At 63.0% G+C, this 18,899-nt stretch carries 23 protein-coding genes; 20 read left to right on the top strand and 3 right to left on the bottom strand.

All coding sequences use genetic code 11. The features are described 5' to 3' along the window. Window positions 1-12: 12 nt before the first annotated feature. The 9 genes from C9427_RS27290 (at window position 13) to cyoD (ending at window position 7,988) form a co-directional block, all read left to right on the top strand. Window positions 13-711 carry an alpha/beta fold hydrolase gene (locus tag C9427_RS27290; protein ID WP_107652154.1) on the top strand — a complete coding sequence of 233 codons (699 nt, stop codon included), beginning with the start codon at window positions 13-15 and terminating at the stop codon, window positions 709-711. A gap of 95 nt (window positions 712-806) precedes the next feature. Then, complete coding sequence (locus tag C9427_RS27285) at window positions 807-1,655, top strand: alpha/beta fold hydrolase (RefSeq protein WP_107652153.1); 849 nt, start codon at window positions 807-809, stop codon at window positions 1,653-1,655. Between the two features lie 29 nt (window positions 1,656-1,684). Then, complete coding sequence (locus C9427_RS34940) at window positions 1,685-1,864, top strand: hypothetical protein (protein ID WP_245437186.1); 180 nt, start codon at window positions 1,685-1,687, stop codon at window positions 1,862-1,864. Continuing rightward, window positions 1,861-2,148 (top strand): ScoMcrA-related endonuclease, encoded by a 288-nt coding sequence (locus tag C9427_RS27275; protein WP_107652152.1) that lies wholly within the window; start codon window positions 1,861-1,863, stop codon window positions 2,146-2,148. The genes C9427_RS34940 and C9427_RS27275 overlap by 4 nt, the downstream gene beginning before the upstream one ends. 265 nt (window positions 2,149-2,413) lie before the next feature. Further along, on the top strand, window positions 2,414-3,502 hold the full coding sequence (locus C9427_RS27270) for an HPP family protein (protein ID WP_107652151.1): 1,089 nt from the start codon (window positions 2,414-2,416) through the stop codon (window positions 3,500-3,502). A gap of 421 nt (window positions 3,503-3,923) precedes the next feature. Further along, on the top strand, window positions 3,924-4,886 hold the full coding sequence (gene cyoA / locus C9427_RS27265; protein ID WP_107652150.1) for a ubiquinol oxidase subunit II: 963 nt from the start codon (window positions 3,924-3,926) through the stop codon (window positions 4,884-4,886). Window positions 4,887-4,888: 2 nt separating this feature from the next. After that, window positions 4,889-6,892: a cytochrome o ubiquinol oxidase subunit I gene (cyoB, locus tag C9427_RS27260; RefSeq protein ID WP_167434501.1), complete on the top strand. Its 2,004-nt coding sequence runs from the start codon at window positions 4,889-4,891 to the stop codon at window positions 6,890-6,892. Next, complete coding sequence (locus C9427_RS27255) at window positions 6,889-7,581, top strand: cytochrome (ubi)quinol oxidase subunit III (protein WP_245437185.1); 693 nt, start codon at window positions 6,889-6,891, stop codon at window positions 7,579-7,581. Before cyoB ends, C9427_RS27255 begins: the two co-directional genes overlap by 4 nt. Next, window positions 7,578-7,988: a cytochrome o ubiquinol oxidase subunit IV gene (cyoD, locus tag C9427_RS27250; protein ID WP_107652148.1), complete on the top strand. Its 411-nt coding sequence runs from the start codon at window positions 7,578-7,580 to the stop codon at window positions 7,986-7,988. The genes C9427_RS27255 and cyoD overlap by 4 nt, the downstream gene beginning before the upstream one ends. Before the next feature lie 120 nt (window positions 7,989-8,108). On the opposite strand, the gene C9427_RS27245 is transcribed toward cyoD, so the two are convergent. After that, entirely contained in the window at window positions 8,109-9,335 is a 1,227-nt protein-coding gene (locus C9427_RS27245) for an anion transporter (RefSeq protein WP_107652147.1), read from the bottom strand. A 1,208-nt stretch (window positions 9,336-10,543) separates the two neighbouring features. Here C9427_RS27245 and C9427_RS27230 point away from each other — a divergent pair. The 11 genes from C9427_RS27230 to C9427_RS27180 all read left to right on the top strand — a co-directional run bounded on the left by C9427_RS27230 (window position 10,544) and on the right by C9427_RS27180 (window position 17,807). After that, window positions 10,544-11,761, top strand: coding sequence for an MT-A70 family methyltransferase (locus tag C9427_RS27230; protein WP_107652144.1), 1,218 nt, complete (start codon window positions 10,544-10,546; stop codon window positions 11,759-11,761). Beyond that, window positions 11,758-12,714: a helix-turn-helix domain-containing protein gene (locus C9427_RS27225; RefSeq protein WP_107652143.1), complete on the top strand. Its 957-nt coding sequence runs from the start codon at window positions 11,758-11,760 to the stop codon at window positions 12,712-12,714. Before C9427_RS27230 ends, C9427_RS27225 begins: the two co-directional genes overlap by 4 nt. Before the next feature lie 71 nt (window positions 12,715-12,785). Further along, entirely contained in the window at window positions 12,786-13,139 is a 354-nt protein-coding gene (locus C9427_RS27220) for a hypothetical protein (protein ID WP_107652142.1), read from the top strand. 195 nt (window positions 13,140-13,334) lie between these two features. Beyond that, window positions 13,335-13,763: a hypothetical protein gene (locus C9427_RS27215; RefSeq protein ID WP_107652141.1), complete on the top strand. Its 429-nt coding sequence runs from the start codon at window positions 13,335-13,337 to the stop codon at window positions 13,761-13,763. 72 nt (window positions 13,764-13,835) lie between these two features. After that, window positions 13,836-14,390, top strand: coding sequence for a hypothetical protein (locus C9427_RS27210; RefSeq protein WP_107652140.1), 555 nt, complete (start codon window positions 13,836-13,838; stop codon window positions 14,388-14,390). Then, window positions 14,387-15,451 carry a phage major capsid protein gene (locus C9427_RS27205; protein ID WP_107652139.1) on the top strand — a complete coding sequence of 355 codons (1,065 nt, stop codon included), beginning with the start codon at window positions 14,387-14,389 and terminating at the stop codon, window positions 15,449-15,451. Before C9427_RS27210 ends, C9427_RS27205 begins: the two co-directional genes overlap by 4 nt. Then, complete coding sequence (locus C9427_RS34935; protein ID WP_107652138.1) at window positions 15,451-16,146, top strand: HK97 family phage prohead protease; 696 nt, start codon at window positions 15,451-15,453, stop codon at window positions 16,144-16,146. The genes C9427_RS27205 and C9427_RS34935 overlap by 1 nt, the downstream gene beginning before the upstream one ends. Beyond that, window positions 16,143-16,370, top strand: a complete 228-nt coding sequence (locus C9427_RS27195) for a hypothetical protein (protein WP_107652137.1) — start codon at window positions 16,143-16,145, stop codon at window positions 16,368-16,370. The genes C9427_RS34935 and C9427_RS27195 overlap by 4 nt, the downstream gene beginning before the upstream one ends. Before the next feature lie 42 nt (window positions 16,371-16,412). Next, the gene (locus C9427_RS27190) at window positions 16,413-16,751 is read left to right on the top strand and encodes a hypothetical protein (RefSeq protein ID WP_107652136.1); all 339 of its coding nucleotides are present in this window, start codon (window positions 16,413-16,415) and stop codon (window positions 16,749-16,751) included. Beyond that, complete coding sequence (locus tag C9427_RS27185; protein WP_107652135.1) at window positions 16,748-17,341, top strand: hypothetical protein; 594 nt, start codon at window positions 16,748-16,750, stop codon at window positions 17,339-17,341. The genes C9427_RS27190 and C9427_RS27185 overlap by 4 nt, the downstream gene beginning before the upstream one ends. Window positions 17,342-17,513: 172 nt before the next feature. Beyond that, complete coding sequence (locus C9427_RS27180) at window positions 17,514-17,807, top strand: hypothetical protein (protein WP_107652134.1); 294 nt, start codon at window positions 17,514-17,516, stop codon at window positions 17,805-17,807. Between the two features lie 3 nt (window positions 17,808-17,810). On the opposite strand, the gene C9427_RS27175 is transcribed toward C9427_RS27180, so the two are convergent. Together C9427_RS27175 and C9427_RS27170 are read right to left on the bottom strand one after the other, a co-directional pair. Beyond that, complete coding sequence (locus C9427_RS27175; RefSeq protein ID WP_107652133.1) at window positions 17,811-18,215, bottom strand: hypothetical protein; 405 nt, start codon at window positions 18,213-18,215, stop codon at window positions 17,811-17,813. Window positions 18,216-18,251: 36 nt separating this feature from the next. Further along, a complete protein-coding gene (locus C9427_RS27170; protein ID WP_107652132.1) occupies window positions 18,252-18,845 on the bottom strand; it encodes a hypothetical protein in 594 nt (197 codons plus the stop codon). Window positions 18,846-18,899: the final 54 nt, after the last annotated feature.

Here is an 18,899-nt window from a genome sequence, read left to right as displayed (position 1 = left end):
AGGAGAGCTAAGATGCCGTCGAGTGATTTGAGTATCGTGCTCGTCCATGGCGCCTGGGCTGACGGGTCGAGTTGGGCCAAGGTCATCGCGCCGCTCGCTGCACATGGCCTCAAGGTTGTCGCCGCGCCGCTGCCGCTGACATCGTTCGAGGACGATGTGACGGCGCTGGACCGGGCGCTGGAGCGTATCGCCGGGCCTGTCGTTCTGGCCGGCCACGCCTATGCCGGCGCGGTGATCGGAGCGACCCGCAGCGAAGAGGTAAAGGCGCTTGTCTATGTGGCGGCACTTGCGCCCGACGAGGGCGAGACAGTGGCTGACGTTTTCTACCGCGCCGCACCGCATTCCGAGGCGCCAAAGCTCGCGCCAGACGATCACGGCTTGATCTATCTGCCGGAGGCCGCCTTCGCGGCTGCCTTTGCACAGAATGCCTCGCCGGAGGAACTGGCGGTGCTTCGAGCGGTCCAGCGGCCAATCTCACCAGCGTGCATCACGGTCGCCATGCAGAGGCCGCTGTGGAAGGACAGGCCGGCATGGTTCCTGATTGCCGGCGAAGATCACATGATCGTCGCGGAGACCCAGCATTTCCTGGCGCGGCGAATGAAGGCCCGGGTGTACGCGCACCCGGTCGACCACACGCCGATCGTCACTGCGCCGGGTTGCGTCGTCGAGGTCATCCTCGACGCGGTGCGTGCCTGCGAGGAGCGGACCTGAGTTTCAACAGTCCGGCAACATGCGACGGGTTCGGTCGCCTCAAACTTCAGCAATCTTCTTAATCCCAGTTTTTCGATTACAGGACGGAGAGAACAATGAGCTCAATCACCTACCGCAGAGCCGATGTGGACGGCTTCAACATCTTCTATCGCGAAGCCGGCACCCCCGGTGCGCCAAAGCTGCTTTTGCTGCACGGCTTCCCCAGCGCCAGCCACATGTTCCGAGATCTCATTCCGCTACTTTGCGACCGCTTCCATATTGTTGCACCCGATCTGCCGGGATTCGGCGGCTCCGACATGCCCTCGCCCAAGGTATTCGCCTACACGTTCGACCACATTACCGAAATCATTGACCGCTTCACCGAGGTGATCGGTTTCGACCGCTATGCCCTCTACGTCTTCGACTACGGCGCGCCGACCGGATTTCGGTTGGCAATGAAGCACCCCGACCGTATCGCCGCGATCATTTCGCAGAATGGCAATGCCTACGAGGAGGGCCTGAGCGACGGCTGGAGCCCGATCCGGGCCTATTGGCAGGACGCTTCGCCGGCCAATCGAGAAGCGCTGCGCGCCATGCTCAGACCGGAGACGACCGTGTGGCAGTACACGCACGGCGCCGATGTCAACGCGGTCTCTCCCGACGGCTACTCGCTCGACAATTTCTACCTCGCCCGGCCGGGCGCCGACGAAATGCAGCTCGACCTGTTTGGCGACTACAAAAGCAATGTTGCCCTCTACCCGGCTTTCCAGGCCTATTTCCGCACCCACAAACCGCCTTTGCTCGCGGTGTGGGGCAAGAACGACCCCTTCTTCCTGCCACCAGGCGCCGAGGCGTTCAAGCGCGACATGCCGGACGCTGTGGTTCGTTTCTTCGACACCGGCCACTTTGCTTTGGAAACGCATGCCAAAGAGATCGCGGCTGCGATCAGCGACTTTCTGCGATGATCAGACCTCGAGCAATCGGAAGGACTACCATGTCAAAATCCGTTGCCGTCATCACCGGTGCCTGCCAGGGCATCGGCCATGGCACCGCCATCCGGCTCGCGCGCGACTTCTCCGCCCGCCGCACACTGGATGACCGGCTCGACGCTGCGCATGGATGGCGGCGAGGTGAAATCGATTTGAAACGCGGAACATGGAGGATGAACAAATGATTTCCTGGGATCGCGTGACGCGCGCCCACGTCTTGCGCGCGATGGAAGAATACGACCGGCTGGGCGCGGCGCGGTTCTTCGCCGAACATGGTTTCGCTCCGACAACGAGTTACGAACTAGCCTGGCAAGACCGTCTTTACCCACCGAAAGCGATCCTCGGCACGGCCTACGAGTTCGCCACCGGGGGGCGACTTGCCTCAAGCGAGTTCGAAGGCGGCAAGACCGGCGCAGTGAAGGTGCTCGGCAAGCTGGGATTCACCATTCAGGCAAAGCAGGCTGGCTAGAGTACCCATTCGATTTCAACCTGCGCCAAGCCGGTGATGACCGCCGGCCTTTGGCTGCCCGGCGGCTGGTGAAACGTTTCCGCAGACGCCGGCAAACTATTGGCACAATTGAGAAAGCGAAGGCCGCTGGCGGCATCCCGTCCGCGCGTCGTCGCGCAATAATATTCTCTCCAGCCTCAAATGTGCGGATTGGTTTGACTTCCAAATCCGCCGCTTCAGCCGCATTGCGGGAACCGCAAATTTCTCTCGCATTCCAGAGCTGACCATGGCCTTCCGTCTTTTCGTTCCCATTCTCGCCGGCGCGACGCTGCGCGAGCGCATCATCGCCTGTATCGGCGCGACGATCGGCATTGCGCTGACGGGTGCGATCGGTGGCCTGGTGCTTGGCAACGGCCCGCACGTGCCGCTGCTGGTGGCGCCGATGGGGGCATCCGCGGTGCTCTTGTTCGCGGTGCCGGCAAGCCCGCTGGCGCAGCCCTGGTCGATCATCGGCGGCAACACGATCTCGGCGCTGGTCGGGGTGATCGTGGCGCATTTCGTGCATGAGCCCGTCCTTGCCACGGGGATTGCCGTTGCGCTTGCCATCGCCGCCATGTCGTTCACACGCTGCCTGCATCCGCCCGGCGGCGCGGCTGCTCTTACCGCTGTGTTCGGCGGGCCGGCCGTCACGAGTGCGGGTTTCCTGTTTCCCTTCGTCCCGGTGGCGCTGAACTCCGTCGTACTGGTGGCGCTCGGCTACGGCTTCCACATTCTGTCCCGACGCAACTATCCGCACGTGCCGGCCCCTGCCCCCAGGAGCGCGCATGGAACCATCGACCCGCCGGCGCGGGAGCGGGTCGGCTTCCGGCCAGAGGATATCGATGCCGCGCTTGGTGCGCTGGAGGAGACCTTCGATATCGACCGCAACGATCTCGAACGGCTGCTGCGGCAGGTCGAATTGCAGGCGATGGTGCGTTCGCACCGGACCTTGCTGTGCGAAGACATCATGTCGCGTGATGTGATTTCGGTCGATGAGCAGGCGCCTGCCGACGAGGCCCGTCATTTGCTGCTCGACCACAACATCCGCACGCTGCCGGTCGTCGATGGCGAAGCAAGGCTGGTCGGCGCCGTCGGCTTACGGGAACTGACGCGAGCGGCGGAGGCTGTGAAAGGCGTGACATCGACGGCGGCGACCGCTTCGGCAAGCGCGCCGGCGATGAGCCTGCTGCCCGTGCTCACCGACGGGCGCAGCCACGCCGTCGTCATCGTCGACGACGACAGGCGCATCCTGGGCCTGATCACGCAGACCGATCTCCTGGCGGCGACGGCGCGGGCGCAGGTTGCAAACATGCCAACGGTGCAAGCGGCGCAATAACCGCTGCCTGGAAGGGTGTTCGGAAACCCTTAAGCGAAGGCTGGCGATATGTTCAAGCGGGCGGGCCACAGCTCGGCTGGCGGCGCGCGATCCAGGCGTCCAGCCCTTCGCGCAGGTCGCTTCCCTGCCCGCTCGTCGGCTTCGCCGGTCGCTGGACAAAGCCCTCGCAATGCGCGAGCATTGCGAGGGTCTGGAGCGCGAGCGGCCATTGATGACTTCGCCATGGTGGATGTCCCATCCAATAGTGCCCTTTTCAGGCCAGACCGGCGGCCTGTCTCTCGTCCGGTCATCAGGCAAAAAGACGGTCCGCTCGGAACAGTCATGTCCCCTGTTCAGCCGCAGCAGTGCCTCTGCATCCGGGAGACCTCGAATGAAAGATGCCGAAGAACGCGCCGGCGACCTCTTCAAGATCGGATGACGGATGCCGGTGTTGCCCTGTAAATCCAGGCCGGCACGCTCGCTTTTCTGGGTGCTTGCGGCTGCAAGCCTGTCCGGCTGCGCGGGCGGGGTGCTTGATCCGCAAGGCCCGATCGGTGCCGGCAACCGCACGATCCTGCTCAACTCCCTGGCCGTGATGCTGGTCATCGTCATTCCGACGCTGGTGGCGCTGCTTGCCTTCGCCTGGATGTTCCGCGCCTCCAATCGCAAGGCCCGCTACGACCCGGAATTCACCTATTCGGGCCGCATCGAGCTGATCGTCTGGTCCATCCCGACGCTCACCATCCTCTTCCTTGGCGGCCTGATCTATTACGGGTCCTATCATCTCGATCCGCGCAGGCCGATCGCCTCCAGCCAGCCGCCCCTCGAAATCCAGGTGGTGGCGCTCGACTGGAAGTGGCTGTTCCTCTACCCGGACCAGAGCATAGGTACGGTCAACCAGCTGGTCGTCCCGGCCGGCGTGCCGGTGCGTTTCAAGCTGACTTCGGCCAGCGTGATGAACACCTTCTTCGTGCCGCAGCTCGGCAGCATGATCTATGTGATGAACGGCATGCAGACCGAACTGCATCTGCAGGCCGACCGCGAGGGCGATTATTTCGGCCAGTCGGCGCATTTCAGCGGCGACGGTTTTTCGGACATGAATTTCCGCGTGCGGGCGATCTCGGCCGATGCCTTCTCCAGCTGGGTCTCGACGGTGCGGGGTGGTGGTGGCGTGCTAAACGCGGGCGCTTACCAGGACCTTGCCCGGCAGAGCATCAAAGTGCCACCGGCCTCGTTCGGCCATGTCCAGCCCGGCCTGTTCGATGCGGTCGTGCGCCAGACGCTGCCGCCGGGTCCGGGCCCGACCTTGACCGCCGCCGGCGAGCCACATGTCGGCCCGAAAGCGCAATTGGCGGTGGGCGTTCCAGCCATGGCCCATCAGCCGCGGCCTGAAGAGGGAGAATGACGATGCTCGGCAAGCTCGACTGGTCGGCCATTCCCTTCGATCAGCCCATCCCGCTCGGCGCCGCACTCATCGTCTTCCTGGCCGCAGCGGCAGTGCTGGGCTGGATAAGCGTGAAGGGATATTGGCCCTATCTCTGGAGCGAGTGGCTAACCTCCGTCGACCACAAGCGCATCGGCGTGATGTATATCGTGCTGGCGATGCTGATGCTGCTGCGCGGTTTTGTCGACGCCATCATGATGCGCACGCAGCAAGTGCTGGCCATTCACGGGCCCGGCTATCTGCCGCCGGAGCATTACGACCAGATCTTTTCGGCCCATGGCACGATCATGATCTTCTTCGCGGCGATGCCCTTCATGATCGGGCTGATGAATTTCGTCGTGCCGCTGCAGCTCGGCATCCGCGATGTCGCCTTCCCGACGCTGAATTCGGTCAGCTTCTGGCTGACGGCAACCGGCGCCCTGTTGGTCAACATCTCGCTCGTCGTCGGCGAGTTCGCGCGTACCGGCTGGCTGCCCTACGCGCCACTGTCGGAGACGACCTATTCGCCGGGCGTCGGCGTCGACTACTATCTATGGTCGATCCAGATCTCCGGCGTCGGCACGCTTCTGACCGGCGTCAACCTGGTGACGACCATCCTCAAGATGCGCGCGCCGGGAATGGGGTACCTGCGCATGCCGATGTTCTGCTGGACGTCGCTTGCCTCCAACCTGCTCATCGTCGCGGCGTTCCCGATCCTGACCGCGACGCTCGCCATGCTGACGCTCGACCGCTATCTCGGCTTCCACTTCTTCACCAACGAAGCCGGCGGCAACCAGATGATGTTCGTGAACCTCATCTGGGCATGGGGCCATCCGGAAGTCTACATCCTGGTGCTCCCCGCCTTCGGGCTGTATTCCGAAATCTTCTCGACCTTCTCCTCGAAGCCGCTGTTCGGCTACCGCTCAATGGTGGCGGCGACGCTGTTCATCTGCATCGTCTCCTTCATGGTCTGGCTGCATCACTTCTTCACCATGGGCGCTGGAGCCGACGTCAATGCGGCGTTCGGCATCGCCACCTCGGTCATCGCCGTCGGCACCGGCGTGAAGGTCTACAACTGGCTCTTCACCATGTATGGCGGGCGCGTCCGTTTCGACACGCCGATGCTGTGGGCGCTGGGCTTCGTGACCACCTTCACCATCGGCGGCATGACGGGCGTTCTGCTCGCCGTCCCGCCGGCCGACTTCATGCTGCACAATTCGCTGTTCCTGGTGGCGCATTTCCACAACGTCATCATTTCGGGCGTGCTGTTCGGCGCCTTCGCCGGCTTCACCTACTGGTTCCCCAAGGCGTTCGGCTTCCGACTGCATGAGGGCTGGGGCAAGGCGGCGTTCTGGGTCACCCTTGCCGGCTATATCCTTGTCTTCGCCCCGCTCTATGCGGTCGGCCTGCTCGGCATGACGCGGCGTCTTCAGCACATCGACATGGACATCTGGGCGCCGTACCTCAAGGTGGCGGCGTTCGGCATATTGGTGATGATCGCCGGCGCCGCGTGCCAGATTACCCAGCTTGTCGTCTCGATCCGGCGCCGCGAGGAGCTGCGCGACGATACGGGCGACCCCTGGGACGGACGTTCGCTAGAATGGTCGACCGCCTCGCCGCCGCCCGTCTTCAACTATGCGCGGCTGCCGCAGGTCGAGAACGAGGAACCCTACTGGACGGTCAAGCAGCGGGCCCTCGAGGAACAGAGCCCGGCCGACGAAGAGAGCTACGAGCCGATCGAGATGCCGCGCAACAGCCCGACAGGATTCATCACCGCCTTCTTCAGCACGCTTATCGGCTTCGCGCTGATCTGGCACATCTGGTGGCTGGCGATCGTCGGCTTCATCGGCGCCTACGCCACCTTCGTCGTCTTCGCGTGGCGCGACCATGGCGACTACGAGATCCCCGCGGACGAGGTCGCGCGCATCGACGGCGAGCGCAAGGCCGCAGAGCTTGCCTGGCTGCGCAGGCGGGAGCGCGTGGCATGAGCGACGCGACAGGCGCCTTTTCCAGCGACATCGCCGCCGGTAGCGCGACAAGCGATGCTTACCGACCGGGCCATGGCCACGGGAACGCACATGGCTGGGCGACCGGCCACGGACAAGGCGGCCCGGCCTCGAAATTCGTCACCGTGGCCTACGGCTTCTGGATCTTCCTGTTGTCCGACATCATCATGTTCTCGGCCTTCTTCGCTGCTTACGCCGTGCTGGCCAAGGCGACGGCCGGCGGACCGACCGGCAAGGAATTGTTCGACCTCACGCGCGTTGCGGTGCAGACGGGGCTTCTGCTCACCTCGAGTTTTACAGGTGGTCTCGCAACGCTCGCGACCCAGCGCCGGTCGATGGCGGCCACCCAGTTCTGGCTTCTCGTCACCGGCCTGCTCGGGGCGGCCTTCCTGTTCCTGGAGGTGCAGGAGTTCGCGGCGATGGCCGCCGAGCAGGCCGGCCCCTCGCGCAGCGCCTTCCTGTCCGCCTTCTTCGCCCTTGTCGGCTGCCACGGCACCCATGTCGGCCTTGGCCTGCTCTGGCTCGGCACCATGATGGCGCAGCTTTGGGTCAAGGGCTTCCGGCCGGAAATATTGCGGCGGCTGCACTGCTTCGGCCTGTTCTGGCACGCGCTCGACATCATCTGGGTCGCCATCTTCACCCTGGTCTATCTGCTCGGAGCATCGTCATGACCGACATCGACAGCCGGATCGACGAAGACCTCGATCGCCGCGATTCAGCACCTGGCGAGGAGAGCATCACCGAGCACGAGCCGGCAGGAGGGCTGCCGGGCTACCTGCTCGGCTTCGGCCTGGCGATCCTCCTGACCATCGCCTCCTTCCTCGCGGCGCAAACCGGCCTGATCTACCAGCCGGCGGTGATCTCGGCCCTGGTGGTGCTGGCGATAGCGCAGATGGGCGTGCACCTCGTCTTCTTCCTCCATTTGACCACGGGCTCGGACAACACCAACAACGTGCTGGCGCTTGCCTTCGGCGTGCTGATCGTCACGCTCGTCGTGCTGGGGTCGATATGGATCATGGGTCATCTCAACCAGAACATGGCTCCGATGAGCGCGCATCAGGCCGAGATGATGCCTTAGAGCCGGATGATTTCAGGTCAAGTCGACCTGAAATCTGAATCCGGCTCTAAATCAAAGAGATAGAGCATGATGTCGTCCGAAAACCGCTTCACACTTTTCGGCATCATGCTCTAGCGACAATCAAGGCATCGCGGCCATCCACGCCGTCCCGGCCAGCAGCGTCACCAGCGTCAGCGGCAGGCCGACCTTGAAGAAGGCCATGAAGGACAGTGTTTTGCCCGCCGCCCGCGCCTGCTCGGCGACGATCAGATTGGCGACGGAACCGAGCAGCGTGAAATTGCCGGCCAAGGTCGAGCTCATGGCCACCACCAGCCAGGCGCGCTCGGGATTCTCGAGGCCGGGAATGAACGGCCGCAGCGCCAGCACCGCCGGAACATTGCTCATGATGTTGGACAGCACCGCGGTGAAGCCGGACAGCCGCCAGACATCGCCCAGGCCGAGGTCTTTTGCCGAGGCGATGATGTCGGGCGTGAGCAGCGTCTTCTCTGCGCCGGCGACGACGATGAACAGGCCGGCGAACATGAACAGCAGCGGCCCATCGATCTCGCGGTAGATGCGCGATGGCTTGATGGCGCGGGTGACCAGAAGGATGGCGCCACCGATGAGTGCCGCCTTGGCGACCGGAACCCCGGCAAAGAAGGCGATCGCCAGCCCGATGCAGACAACCACCGCTTTCAGCACCTGGCCCGGCAGCATGCGGCCGCGATAGACTTCGGGGCTGAGCTCGGTCTGGCGCGCGAATTCGGCCCGGTAGACGATGCGCACGATGACGATGACGGCGACGAGGCCGAACAGCGCCACCGGCGCAAGTGCGGCCGAAAAAGCCGGATAGGAAATTCCCGACAGGGCGCCGATGACCATGTTCTGCGGATTGCCGGTGATGGTGGCGACGCTGCCGCAATTCGACGCGGTGGCCGTGGCGATCAGATAGGGAACCGGGTTGCGGTTGATGACGCGGGTGACGTGGACGACGATCGGCGCCATCACCAGGCAGATCGCGTCGTTGACCAGGAAGGCCGACAGGACACCGGTCAGCACCGTCACCATGACCAGCAGCATGAAAGGCGCATGCGCATGCTCGATGGCGAAAGCGCCGAGCGCACGAAAGGCGCCCGACACTTTCAGATGCGCGACGACGATCATCATGCCGAGCAGCAGCGTGATGGTGTCGAAACTGATGGCGCGGTAGGCGTCCTCCATGGAGAGCGCGCCGATGGCGATCATCGCCGCGCCGCCCAGCAGCGCGATGCCCGCCCGATCGAGGCGCAACCCGGGGATCGTGCCGATGGCAACGCCGGCATAGGTCAGGATCAGGATCAGCAACGCGGCCGCGCCCATCAATGTCATTCGCAGATCGCCCCGTTCAGATCGCCCCGTTCAGATCGGCCCGCCCCCGCCATTGGCGAATACGGTCCACCCCTCTTCGACCGCGGACATGGAATGAACGCAGGCACTTGAGGTGTCCGCGACGTCGGCGAATCCCTTCGCCGAAAGCATCCGGACGATCAGCGATATCCGAAAAAAGACCGGCTTCGCCAGCCTTTCCGGTGCAAATTGGAGCATATGTGTCCAGAATGGACCCAGAATAAATTGGCGATCCCGACGGGATTCGAAGCCGGTGCTGTATCCAGCTGAGCTACGGGACCGCTGCGCCCACCGCTGGATTATCAGCCATTGCCGAGCCGCGGATAGAAGTGCGGGCGCGTCCTCCTTCGTTTGCATGCTTCGGCGATACTAGTGATGGTGCATGTATCTGCAGCCGGAGCCCCCCACCCCCAACCGGCGAGGCCCGGTGCCGACATCTGTCCGCACCGGAGCGGGCACCGGACCGCTGCTCTCGCCCTGCCAACGGTCGTGATGCCAGCACCAAGTCAATTTCTTGACGCCGAAGACAGGGCACTCTGCCAACGGGTGGCCGATCAAGTAACCGCCGATGCAAAATGGTACAGCACATCGATCGACAAGCATGTTCTGGCTTCGACCATACTGAGCCTCTTTCAGCATGGCGTCGTCAACGAAGCGAATTTGCTCGCACATGTTCGCGCGCGCCGCCACGACTTCACAAAGCAAACCGGCTAGGGCCGCTGATTGGCTGCCATGGGCCGCGCGTAAGCTGAAGCATCAGCGAAATTGTCGAAGCTCTTGACCTGAATGTGGCGTCCCGCAAAAGCGCCGCGTTCGTGCAGGTCCACATAAGCCATTGAAAAGATTGGCGATCCCGACAGAAGCACCACAGTCCAATTAGCTCAAGAGCTTAGTTTTCCCAACGGGCAAAAACGGCCCATTGAAAACACAACTGAATTTTCGCGTCTTCCCAACCTTCCGATCGGCGGAACCACCGGTCTCTGCCATCAGTCGAGCGCCGCAATTGAGATCGCGGCAGCCTGGTATCGAGCGAACTCTGCCACCTGCGAGCATCCAATCATCCCTGCGCTTCGGGCCCAGTTTGGTCTGACGCCATTGCAGGCCATCGCCGTGCTGCGCGAGGCGCGTTCGGCGGAGCGAATCGGGGAAAGCAAATGATTCCCGGATCACCCCGCGCTCGGGATGGTGTGATGAAATACCAGCTCCTGCCGCGCCTTTCGCCGGAAGAATTCCAGTCGCTCGAACGCTCGATCATCGCGCATGGCGTGCTGGTGCCGGTCGAGTATGACGAAGCCGGCGAGATCATCGACGGGCATCACCGTGTCGAGATCTGCGAAAGCCTCGGGCTGGTCGACTGGCCGCGCTTCGTGCGCAAGGGGCTGTCCGAGGTCGAGAAGCGGACGCTGTCGCGCGAGCTGAACTTCGCCCGCCGGCACCTGACCTCGGCACAAAAGCGAGCCGTCATCGGCGACCAGCTGCGCGATACGCCGTCGATATCGTCGCGGGCGATCGCCGCCATGCTTGGCGTCGATGACAAAACGGTTTCGGCGGTGCGTCGAAAGCTGGTCGCTGGTGCGGAAATTCCGCACCACGAAGAGGTCGAGGGGAAGGATGGCGTTCGCCAACCGGCGAGCAAGGCGATCAAGACCGCCTTCGTGCCGGACCAGCCGAACGTCGGCGAATACATGAAGGGCGCGAAGATCATCCGCGCCGAAAAGCAGAAGCTCGCGCACAGCGTGCGCGTCGCGCATCTGGATATCGTCGCCGAGCGCGGCCAGGCTACTGCGCCGATCTGGTGGAAGGATGGCGCCGAAGGCCCGACCTTTCCGATCATCTATGCCGATCCGCCATGGAAATTCCTTGTCCATTCGGAAGTGACCGGCCGCGAGAAGAGCGCCGAAAACCACTATCCGACGATGGACCTGCCGGCGATCCTCGACCTCGGCTGCCCGGCAGCCAAGAACGCGGCGCTGTTCCTGTGGGTGACCGACCTCGCCAACGGCCTGGCCTGCATACGGGCATGGGGTTTCGAGTTCAAGAGTTTCTGGGGCTGGGAGAAGCAGTATCCCGGCCGGCAGCTCGGCACCGGCTACTGGTCCTTCGACAATCTGGAGCTGCTGCTGATCGGCACGCGCGGCGATTTTCCGGCGCCGCTGCCCGGCACGCAACCGCAGAAGCTGACCGCGCATCCCGTCGGCGGGCACAGCGCCAAGCCGGATTTCTTCGCCGAGCAGATCGAGCGGCTGTGGCCGGGCACGCCGAGGCTGGAAATGTTCTGCCGTTCGCCGCGCCAGGGCTGGGATCATTGGGGCTATGAGGCTGAGGTGACGGGCGATGGCGAACCTGTAGGTCCGTCCGCTCGCGAGCCGCGAAAGTCTTCCCGCAAGGCAGCTGGGCGGCGCTCGTGAGCATCGACGTGATGACCAAGGTGATGCAGCGCGCGCCGGTTTCCGGCAGCGAATTTACCTGCATGCTGGTCATGGCCAGTTGGTGCAATGACGATGGCGATAGCCTCTTTCCGTCGATTGACTTGCTCGCCGAGGCCATGCGCGTCAGCCGATCGCAGGCAAAACGGGTTCTGCGCAAGCTCATGGCCGCCACCGACGATGATGAAGCAGCGGGCGATTGGTGGATTCGCGTCGTCGGAAACAAGAACGGCGGCGCCCCCGGAATGACCAGACACTACGAAATGAACGTGGCCAGGCTGGACACATTCTCCAGGCTGCCAGAGTTCGAAAAGGCGTATGAACGACGCCGAAATAAGGTCGAGACGGGTCGCATTGGCGCGACCCGCAAAACCAGTGAGACGGGGCGCACCCATGCACCCCCTGGCACAGGCCAGACGGGGCGCACCGATGCGCCCCCTATCAGTCAGCCGACGGGGCGCACCCATGCGCCCCCACGGGGCGCACCCATGCGCCCCGACTCGTCAGAAGATTCATCAGTTGAGAGAGAGCGCGCGATGGATGACTTCGATCAAGCACTGAAACGTTGGCCTGTTGTCGACAGTCCGAAGGCAGCACGAGAAGCATGGAACAAGCTTTCGCCCGATGAACGCATTGAGGCCGGCAGCGAGATCGAAAGGTTCATCGCCGTCAACCGATCGGCCGGACGAAAACTGATCTGCGGCTTCAACAGGTATCTCGCCGAGAAGATGTGGAAGGCGCTGCCCGAGCGGCCCAAGCCTATCCAGCCGAGGCCGGCAGCATCGACGCCAGCCAGGCCGGCAGTGAAGCGGCCAACGCGGTTTCAGCGCGCCAACCCCCATCTCTACCCCGAACTGTTCAACGCATCCGCGACCATCGGAGGCGAAGAGGACGGGGGGGCGGGTCAAATCTCTACGGCGAACGGGGGTCCCTAACCGCTTGGGGGCCACTCAGAGGTTTTTTTTCTTCTCGCCGGATTTTGGGGAGTGTGGCCAAGGAGCCAGACATGGTTATCGATAAGACACTGAAAAGATTGATGAAAAGGCAGAGCCAGCTTACGCGGCCGGGCTCCGGGGACCATTTAATTTGCACGGTCGAGCGGCGACTGGTTACGGTCACCTGCGCCGTCTGCGGCAATGACTTCCAGGCGGTGCAGGCTGGGCGCCGGAAGCCATCGACGAGATGCAGCGAGGCGTGCCGATTGGAGGGCCGGCGCCGATACTCAAACGTCTACAACGCCGCAGCCAGGCAGGAGCTCGCGGACCTGAGGGCACGGGCCGCCGCAGGCGAGCTCGAGCGCTTCGGGATCGGCCGCGACGGGCGCGCCATGCCAAAGGCCGAGACCGATTTCGATGACTGATGGCGCACGCACTGCGCGCGGTTTCTTCCATCGCGCCTCAAAGCGTGTCGTCACCCGAAAGTGCGCGGTCTGCGGGGCCATGTATGCGCACATTCAGGCCGGCGGGCGCGCAGTACCGACGGTTTGTGGCCAACGATGCCGCGAAGAACGCGCCCGGCGCCGTCACAAGGCCGCTGGCGCCAAAGGCCAGAACCAGTGATCAGACCCGGGCCGCTGCAGCGCATCCAGCGTATCCGCGCTCGCCTGACCGCAGGATCGCCCCTGGCACCAGAAGACGCCGCCATCCTGGTCAAGGCGATCGATGCAGCGATAGCGACCGGCGCCACAATCGAAATGGGGCTCGGGTTGGCGCCAGGATGGGGTTCTGTCCTGCGGCGGCGCGCGCGTCTCTCTGCCTTGCAGGCTCTATCCGCGATCGATGAACCTGACGCCGGTACGCGTGCATTCGCCCGTCAGATCAGCCGTGAGCTTGCTCTCTATGCCGCCCGCCAGTTCCGGGCCGATCAGCGCTCCGCCCAGCCGCCGAGCGGGCGCTCTGGCATGTTCTTTCAGCTCTTGGTCAGCAACGGCGGCCGAGTGCCCAGCGCCGAATCTATCCGCAAAATCCTTGACTTAGCTGGGTAAGAAAATCGGTTTGAAATACCCAACAACGATGGGAACCTTACGCCTATGAAAATTCTCCGGCTTCCGAGCACCATGGCAAAACCCGAACAGCACTCCGATCGTGCCGCCCTGAAACGAACCTCGCTCGACGCGAAGATCGAGGCGCTGAAAGCGCAGCGCGCCGCATTGATGAAAAGGATTCTCCTCCTCGAAAGCCGGGGCATGGCTCAGCCAGGATCCGCTGCCCTGGCCACCGTCAGGGCTCGCGAGCTTCTGACCGGCGAGAAGGCACCTGGCGCTGCAGAGCCCGACCTTCTCAGCGCGCGGCAAGAGCTGGCGGCGCTCGACATCGCGCTCAGCCTGGCAGCGCAGCAGCAACAGGCCGAGCAGATCGAAAACTTCACCGCCGAATTCACGCGTCGCCGTCGCGAGTGGGATCAGCTCAATGTCGAACGCGTCAAAGCGCTCGTCGCGCTTCGCGACCTCAACGCCAGAGCCGACGAATTTCTGAAAACCTTCGCAGGCGTGTCGGCGCTTGGCCCGCTTGCCAACATCAACCTCGGCCGGCCGTTCCTCGGCGAGGCGAAAACCTTCATCGAACAGGCCGTGAAGAGCGGCATCGTCACGCCCGGAGAGGTCCAGCCATGAACGCGATCAACCTTGTACGCACAGCACCGATGCGGGCATTCCGCAGCGAGGCCAAGGCGTTCCGCTGCGGCCAATGGGTCCGCGGCCTGCTCGGCTATGCAGACGCGAAAGCGTTTTGCCAACGGGAAGGCCTAATCCTAAGTCGCGCCGCGAGCGAGACGACGAACACGGCTGGCGGCGTGCTGGTACCGATAGAGTTTCTTCCCGAGCTGATCGCGCTTCGGGAGGTCTATGGTGTTTTCCGCCGCGCTGGCCACGTCGCGCCGATGCGTTCCGACCTGGCCAATGTACCCCGCCGCACTGGCGGCGTTATTGCCTACTTCGTCGACCAGGGCCAGGCACCTGCCGAATCTACCGGCGCGCTCGACGGCATCGCCATGGTGGCGAAGAAGCTGGCGGCACTGAGCCGCGCATCGAGCGAGATCGACGAGGACGCCGCGATCGACCTCGGCGAATGGTTCTTGGCCGAGTTTGCCCAGGCGCTGGCCCTTGCCGAAGACACGGCTGGCTTTAACGGCGATGGCACGTCGACCTATGGCGGGATCACCGGCATCTGTCCGCGCCTGCTCAATGCATCGCAGGCCGGCAGCGCCTCCATCGCCGCAGCCGGACACGATACCTTCGCCGAAATCGACATCACGGACCTGACGACTTTGATATCGAAGCTGCCTGCCTACGCGATGCCCGGCGCGCGCTGGTTTGTATCCAACCTCGGCTTCGCTCTGACCTTGTGCCGTCTGGCTGCCTCCGCCGGCGGTATCGTCGTTCAGAACGTCGACGGACGAAACATGCTGACCTTCATGGGATTTCCGGTGGAGCTCACGCAGGTCCTTCCGCAGGTCGCCACCGATCTTTCCGGCCAGGTTATGCTGTGCTTCGGCGATTTGTCGCTGGCCGCGACACTCGGCGACCGCCGCCAGGTCACTGTCGCAGTGTCCTCCGAATACAAATTCGTCGAGGACCAGGTCGCCTTCAAGGGCACCGAGCGCATGGACATCAACGTGCACGATCTCGGCGACGCAACGACCGCCGGCCCGATCGTCGGCCTGATTGGCGAGTGATGCTCAGCGCTGCCACAGAACATCGCGTCGAGATGCTTCGGCGTCGCCTTCAGGGCTCCGAAAACCGTGTCGCTTGGCGGGCCGAGGATACGGCGCGCATTGCTGCCCATATAGGCTTCGACGACTGCCCAAGCGATGTTGCCGTCGCGGTAGCAACGCGGGCAGCGGCGCCGACCGCGGTGCGGGCCGTGCAAGAGAGCGATGGACAAACCTACACGTTTATCATTTCGACGGCGGCGGTCGACAGAATGGGCGACACGATCGCCGTGTCGGGTTGGAAGCTGGAGGCTTACCGCAGGAACCCAGTGGTGCTTTGGCAGCACAACCAAGGACTGGTTCCGGTCGGCCGTGCCACGAAAGTCTGGATCGAAGCCGGCGCGCTGAAGGCAACGATGAAGTTTGCTCCCGCCGATGCAAGCCCTTTGGCTGGCAGCGTTCGAAAGCTTGTCGACGAACGATTCGTTCGGGCGACATCCGTCGGATTTATGCCCCTCAAATACGCCTTCGCTACAGAGCCCGGCCGAAAGTACGGCATTGATTTCATCGAGCAGGAGCTTCTGGAATTTTCCATTGTCACCGTGCCGGCGAACGCCGAGGCGTTGATCGAGGATAGCAGCGGCCAATCTGGTAAGAGTGCAGCCGCGCGCCACCGCGCCCGAGAACTCGACCTGATCAGGATCCGGAGTGGCCAATGACCGCCAGGCGATCCGATCGCGCCGCCGATGACCTGCAACGTGCCGAGCGCATGCTCGCGATTGCAGGCTTTGCCGTAGTCTCAAGGGAGATCGACGCCGAGATCAAGCGCATCGAAGCCCTGCGCTATGACGTGCCACTGCGAGAACTCGAGGCGGTGCTCTACGCGGTCTATTCGGGGCCGTATGGTGAATATCATCGGCCTTCGACCAGCGCAGTTCTGTGACCCGAGCCGTCGGCCATCGGAAAGATAAAGGTAGAAACGCTAATGATCAAAAAACCGCCATTCCGCCTTCAGACGCCGCTTGAGGAAGCGCTTTCCGAGGCCCTGCATCCCAAGGCGCCGTCGGCGAGCTCGGGACTGCTGGACACGCCTTGGATGGAGGAGATGCGCCGGCAATGCGACGTCGACCCGCAGTACCGGCGCCGCGTCGAAGCCTTGCGCGATCAGCACAAGGCCGACCCGATCTTCACGCCAATCTTCACCGCCATCCTTGGCAGTGGCGGCCTTGGCCTCTTCGGAGGTGCGGCGCTCAATGTCGCCGCAGGTATCGCGTCCGCGATTGCCACGACAGCAGTGGTGCCAGGCGTCCAGGTGAAAATATGACGGCAATCAATATTCTGAAGCTTGCCGATTCCGTGCACCTTCTCACGGACGGCCGCGTAGGTGCAGGCCTCGCATTTGGAACGGTGGCCAAGGTGATGCCCCTCCCACATCTCACCGCCGCGGTGGCAACGCGCGGACCAGCCCGGCTCCTGGGCCTGATGTCACTGATGCTTTGCGCCGAGGGAACGTCCGACTTCGACGATCTAGTTGGCGAACTCTCTCGCTTACAGTGGATATGCGGGCAGCAAGGCGAGCCTTGGCAGGTGGAGACGCTGGCGGCCGAGTTCGATGTCGTCGTGGCTGGTATCGGATCGAAAGGACCGGCCGCGTACATGGTGTCCAACCACGGCAAGAACGGCCTGGGGGAGCCCTGGGAGGTCTTTGATATTCCGCAGGTCCTCGCCACGCCGCCGGTCTCACAGAGCCTGTTCGACGAGGTGTTTGGCGCTGATGACCCATTGGCGGAAATGCCTCGCCTGGTCGACGCCCAGCGTGTTCATCCGTCGATCGGCGGCTTCGCTCAGCTGACGTCGATCACCGCCGACGGCATTTCGACCCGTATCGTTCGCGACTATCGCAACCAGGGCTGAAGATGACCGCTTCGTTCAACCGTCGCGCGGCCCGTTTAAAGCCGACGATGTCGTTGGCCAATTTCCCTACGGCCGGCTCGACGAGAGCCGACTGCCTGACAGTAACGGATTGCTTGAGGTCGCGGCGATCCCGGCCGGTTTCATGCGAGTGACGAGGTCCGCCGCGGAGCAAATGGCAGCCGCCTATCGCGAGGCGGACGCTTACAAGACAGGCGCCGATCCAGATAATTTCGTCGGGCTCTTCAATCCGCAGATGCGCGAAATGCCGGATGGGACACGCCGCCTTTTCGGCGAGGATTATTCGTTCTGCCTTCGCTGGTTGGACTTAGGTGGCCAGATTTACGCGGACACAAAACTCAGGTTCCGCCATATCGGAATGAAGGAATATAGCGGGTGCTTCGCCGATCATCTGGCGCGGAAAGCGCCCGTGGCGGTGCGCGACGATCGAGGAGAACCCGGAAGGTGATGATCAATGCGGACGCGGTTTACGTCGACCGAGCCGGCTTGCGGCATTTTGTATTTTTCTCGCCGCCTCTGAAGCTTGATTGGCTGAAAGCGAAAAACCCACAATCCCTGTCTGGCCGAATCCTATGTGGAGAGCCAACGTCTTCCGGTCCTGATCAGACGTCACCTCAACCCGCTCCGCAGGGATCACCGGCAGATGGCCGCCACTCGAGCGGTAGCCAAGCATCTGGAAAGCGCGAGAGGCGTTGAGCAGCATCTTGCCAGCGTCTTGAAAGCCGATTTGAAGCGCGATTTTCTTGCCAGATTTGTCGACAACCCATATCGAGGCGATGTCGCCATCCTCCGGAACATCTATTCCAATGACCTCAATAGGCATCGGTTCGTAGGCGTCAGCATCACTATCTTCCATGGCTTTCCCCCGCCGCCACCAACACGCCTGGTGCCGTTAGATTTTTGGTTGTTTCGACATCCGCGCAGCCTGTCTTGCCGCAATCCGCGAGCCGACTTCGAGCTGCAAATCCGATAAGGCAAGGACCTGTCCGCGTGTCATAGCGATCGTGCGGTCGGATACCCCTGCTCGGTGCAGTTCAGCGTCCTGCCAATTGAGTTGCTTCAGGTGGCTTGCAATCTTGGCTTCAGGTCTCCGAAGCGCAGAAATCCCGAGATCCGGATTCGAAGAGAGGTGCGCTTTGATTTCAGCGATCAGCCGCTCTCGATCGTTGACGTGCGCTTCCCATCGCTTCCTTCGGTTCTCATCAGTTTGCGCCGAAAGTGGATGGTGTTGCGGCGGTCCGCCGCGAACGTGCGCCAAGGCCTCATCCTTGGCGGCGCGCTCCGAACCATAGACCTCAGAGAAAATCGGCTCGCGACGGTCGTCGATCTCAGCAATGCAGTATTTCCAGCCGCGATCCTGAGGGAATACGGTGATCCGCGTTGTTCCCGATACGATCATCGGGTTGCCATTCTCTGATGGTGTCCAGATTTCCGACTCCGTGACGGGTTTCTCCGCGCGGCCGAATAGCCAATCAAACAGCCCCATAGCAGACCCTCTCGACAGCAGAGTTGCGCAAGTGGGCGGAGTACGCAAGCTTCG

It is taken from the genome of Mesorhizobium helmanticense, assembly GCF_003034915.1.
Lineage (GTDB): Bacteria > Pseudomonadota > Alphaproteobacteria > Rhizobiales > Rhizobiaceae > Mesorhizobium > Mesorhizobium helmanticense.
The sequence above is the reverse complement of the archived record's forward strand: the minus strand, read 5'-3'. Positions and strand labels throughout refer to the sequence as shown.

Bases quoted from the DNA above. Each gene is read 5' to 3' on its own strand.
- C9427_RS27290 (WP_107652154.1), top strand. From the start codon at position 13: ATGCCGTCGAGTGATTTGAGTATCGTGCTCGTCCATGGCGCCTGGGCT.
- C9427_RS27285 (WP_107652153.1), top strand. From the start codon at position 807: ATGAGCTCAATCACCTACCGCAGAGCCGATGTGGACGGCTTCAACATC.
- C9427_RS34940 (WP_245437186.1), top strand. From the start codon at position 1,685: ATGTCAAAATCCGTTGCCGTCATCACCGGTGCCTGCCAGGGCATCGGC.
- C9427_RS27275 (WP_107652152.1), top strand. From the start codon at position 1,861: ATGATTTCCTGGGATCGCGTGACGCGCGCCCACGTCTTGCGCGCGATG.
- C9427_RS27270 (WP_107652151.1), top strand. From the start codon at position 2,414: ATGGCCTTCCGTCTTTTCGTTCCCATTCTCGCCGGCGCGACGCTGCGC.
- cyoA (WP_107652150.1), top strand. From the start codon at position 3,924: ATGCCGGTGTTGCCCTGTAAATCCAGGCCGGCACGCTCGCTTTTCTGG.
- cyoB (WP_167434501.1), top strand. From the start codon at position 4,889: ATGCTCGGCAAGCTCGACTGGTCGGCCATTCCCTTCGATCAGCCCATC.
- C9427_RS27255 (WP_245437185.1), top strand. From the start codon at position 6,889: ATGAGCGACGCGACAGGCGCCTTTTCCAGCGACATCGCCGCCGGTAGC.
- cyoD (WP_107652148.1), top strand. From the start codon at position 7,578: ATGACCGACATCGACAGCCGGATCGACGAAGACCTCGATCGCCGCGAT.
- C9427_RS27245 (WP_107652147.1), bottom strand. From the start codon at position 9,335: ATGACATTGATGGGCGCGGCCGCGTTGCTGATCCTGATCCTGACCTAT.
- C9427_RS27230 (WP_107652144.1), top strand. From the start codon at position 10,544: ATGAAATACCAGCTCCTGCCGCGCCTTTCGCCGGAAGAATTCCAGTCG.
- C9427_RS27220 (WP_107652142.1), top strand. From the start codon at position 12,786: ATGGTTATCGATAAGACACTGAAAAGATTGATGAAAAGGCAGAGCCAG.
- C9427_RS27210 (WP_107652140.1), top strand. From the start codon at position 13,836: ATGGCAAAACCCGAACAGCACTCCGATCGTGCCGCCCTGAAACGAACC.
- C9427_RS27205 (WP_107652139.1), top strand. From the start codon at position 14,387: ATGAACGCGATCAACCTTGTACGCACAGCACCGATGCGGGCATTCCGC.
- C9427_RS34935 (WP_107652138.1), top strand. From the start codon at position 15,451: ATGCTCAGCGCTGCCACAGAACATCGCGTCGAGATGCTTCGGCGTCGC.
- C9427_RS27195 (WP_107652137.1), top strand. From the start codon at position 16,143: ATGACCGCCAGGCGATCCGATCGCGCCGCCGATGACCTGCAACGTGCC.
- C9427_RS27190 (WP_107652136.1), top strand. From the start codon at position 16,413: ATGATCAAAAAACCGCCATTCCGCCTTCAGACGCCGCTTGAGGAAGCG.
- C9427_RS27185 (WP_107652135.1), top strand. From the start codon at position 16,748: ATGACGGCAATCAATATTCTGAAGCTTGCCGATTCCGTGCACCTTCTC.
- C9427_RS27180 (WP_107652134.1), top strand. From the start codon at position 17,514: ATGGCAGCCGCCTATCGCGAGGCGGACGCTTACAAGACAGGCGCCGAT.
- C9427_RS27175 (WP_107652133.1), bottom strand. From the start codon at position 18,215: ATGGAAGATAGTGATGCTGACGCCTACGAACCGATGCCTATTGAGGTC.
- C9427_RS27170 (WP_107652132.1), bottom strand. From the start codon at position 18,845: ATGGGGCTGTTTGATTGGCTATTCGGCCGCGCGGAGAAACCCGTCACG.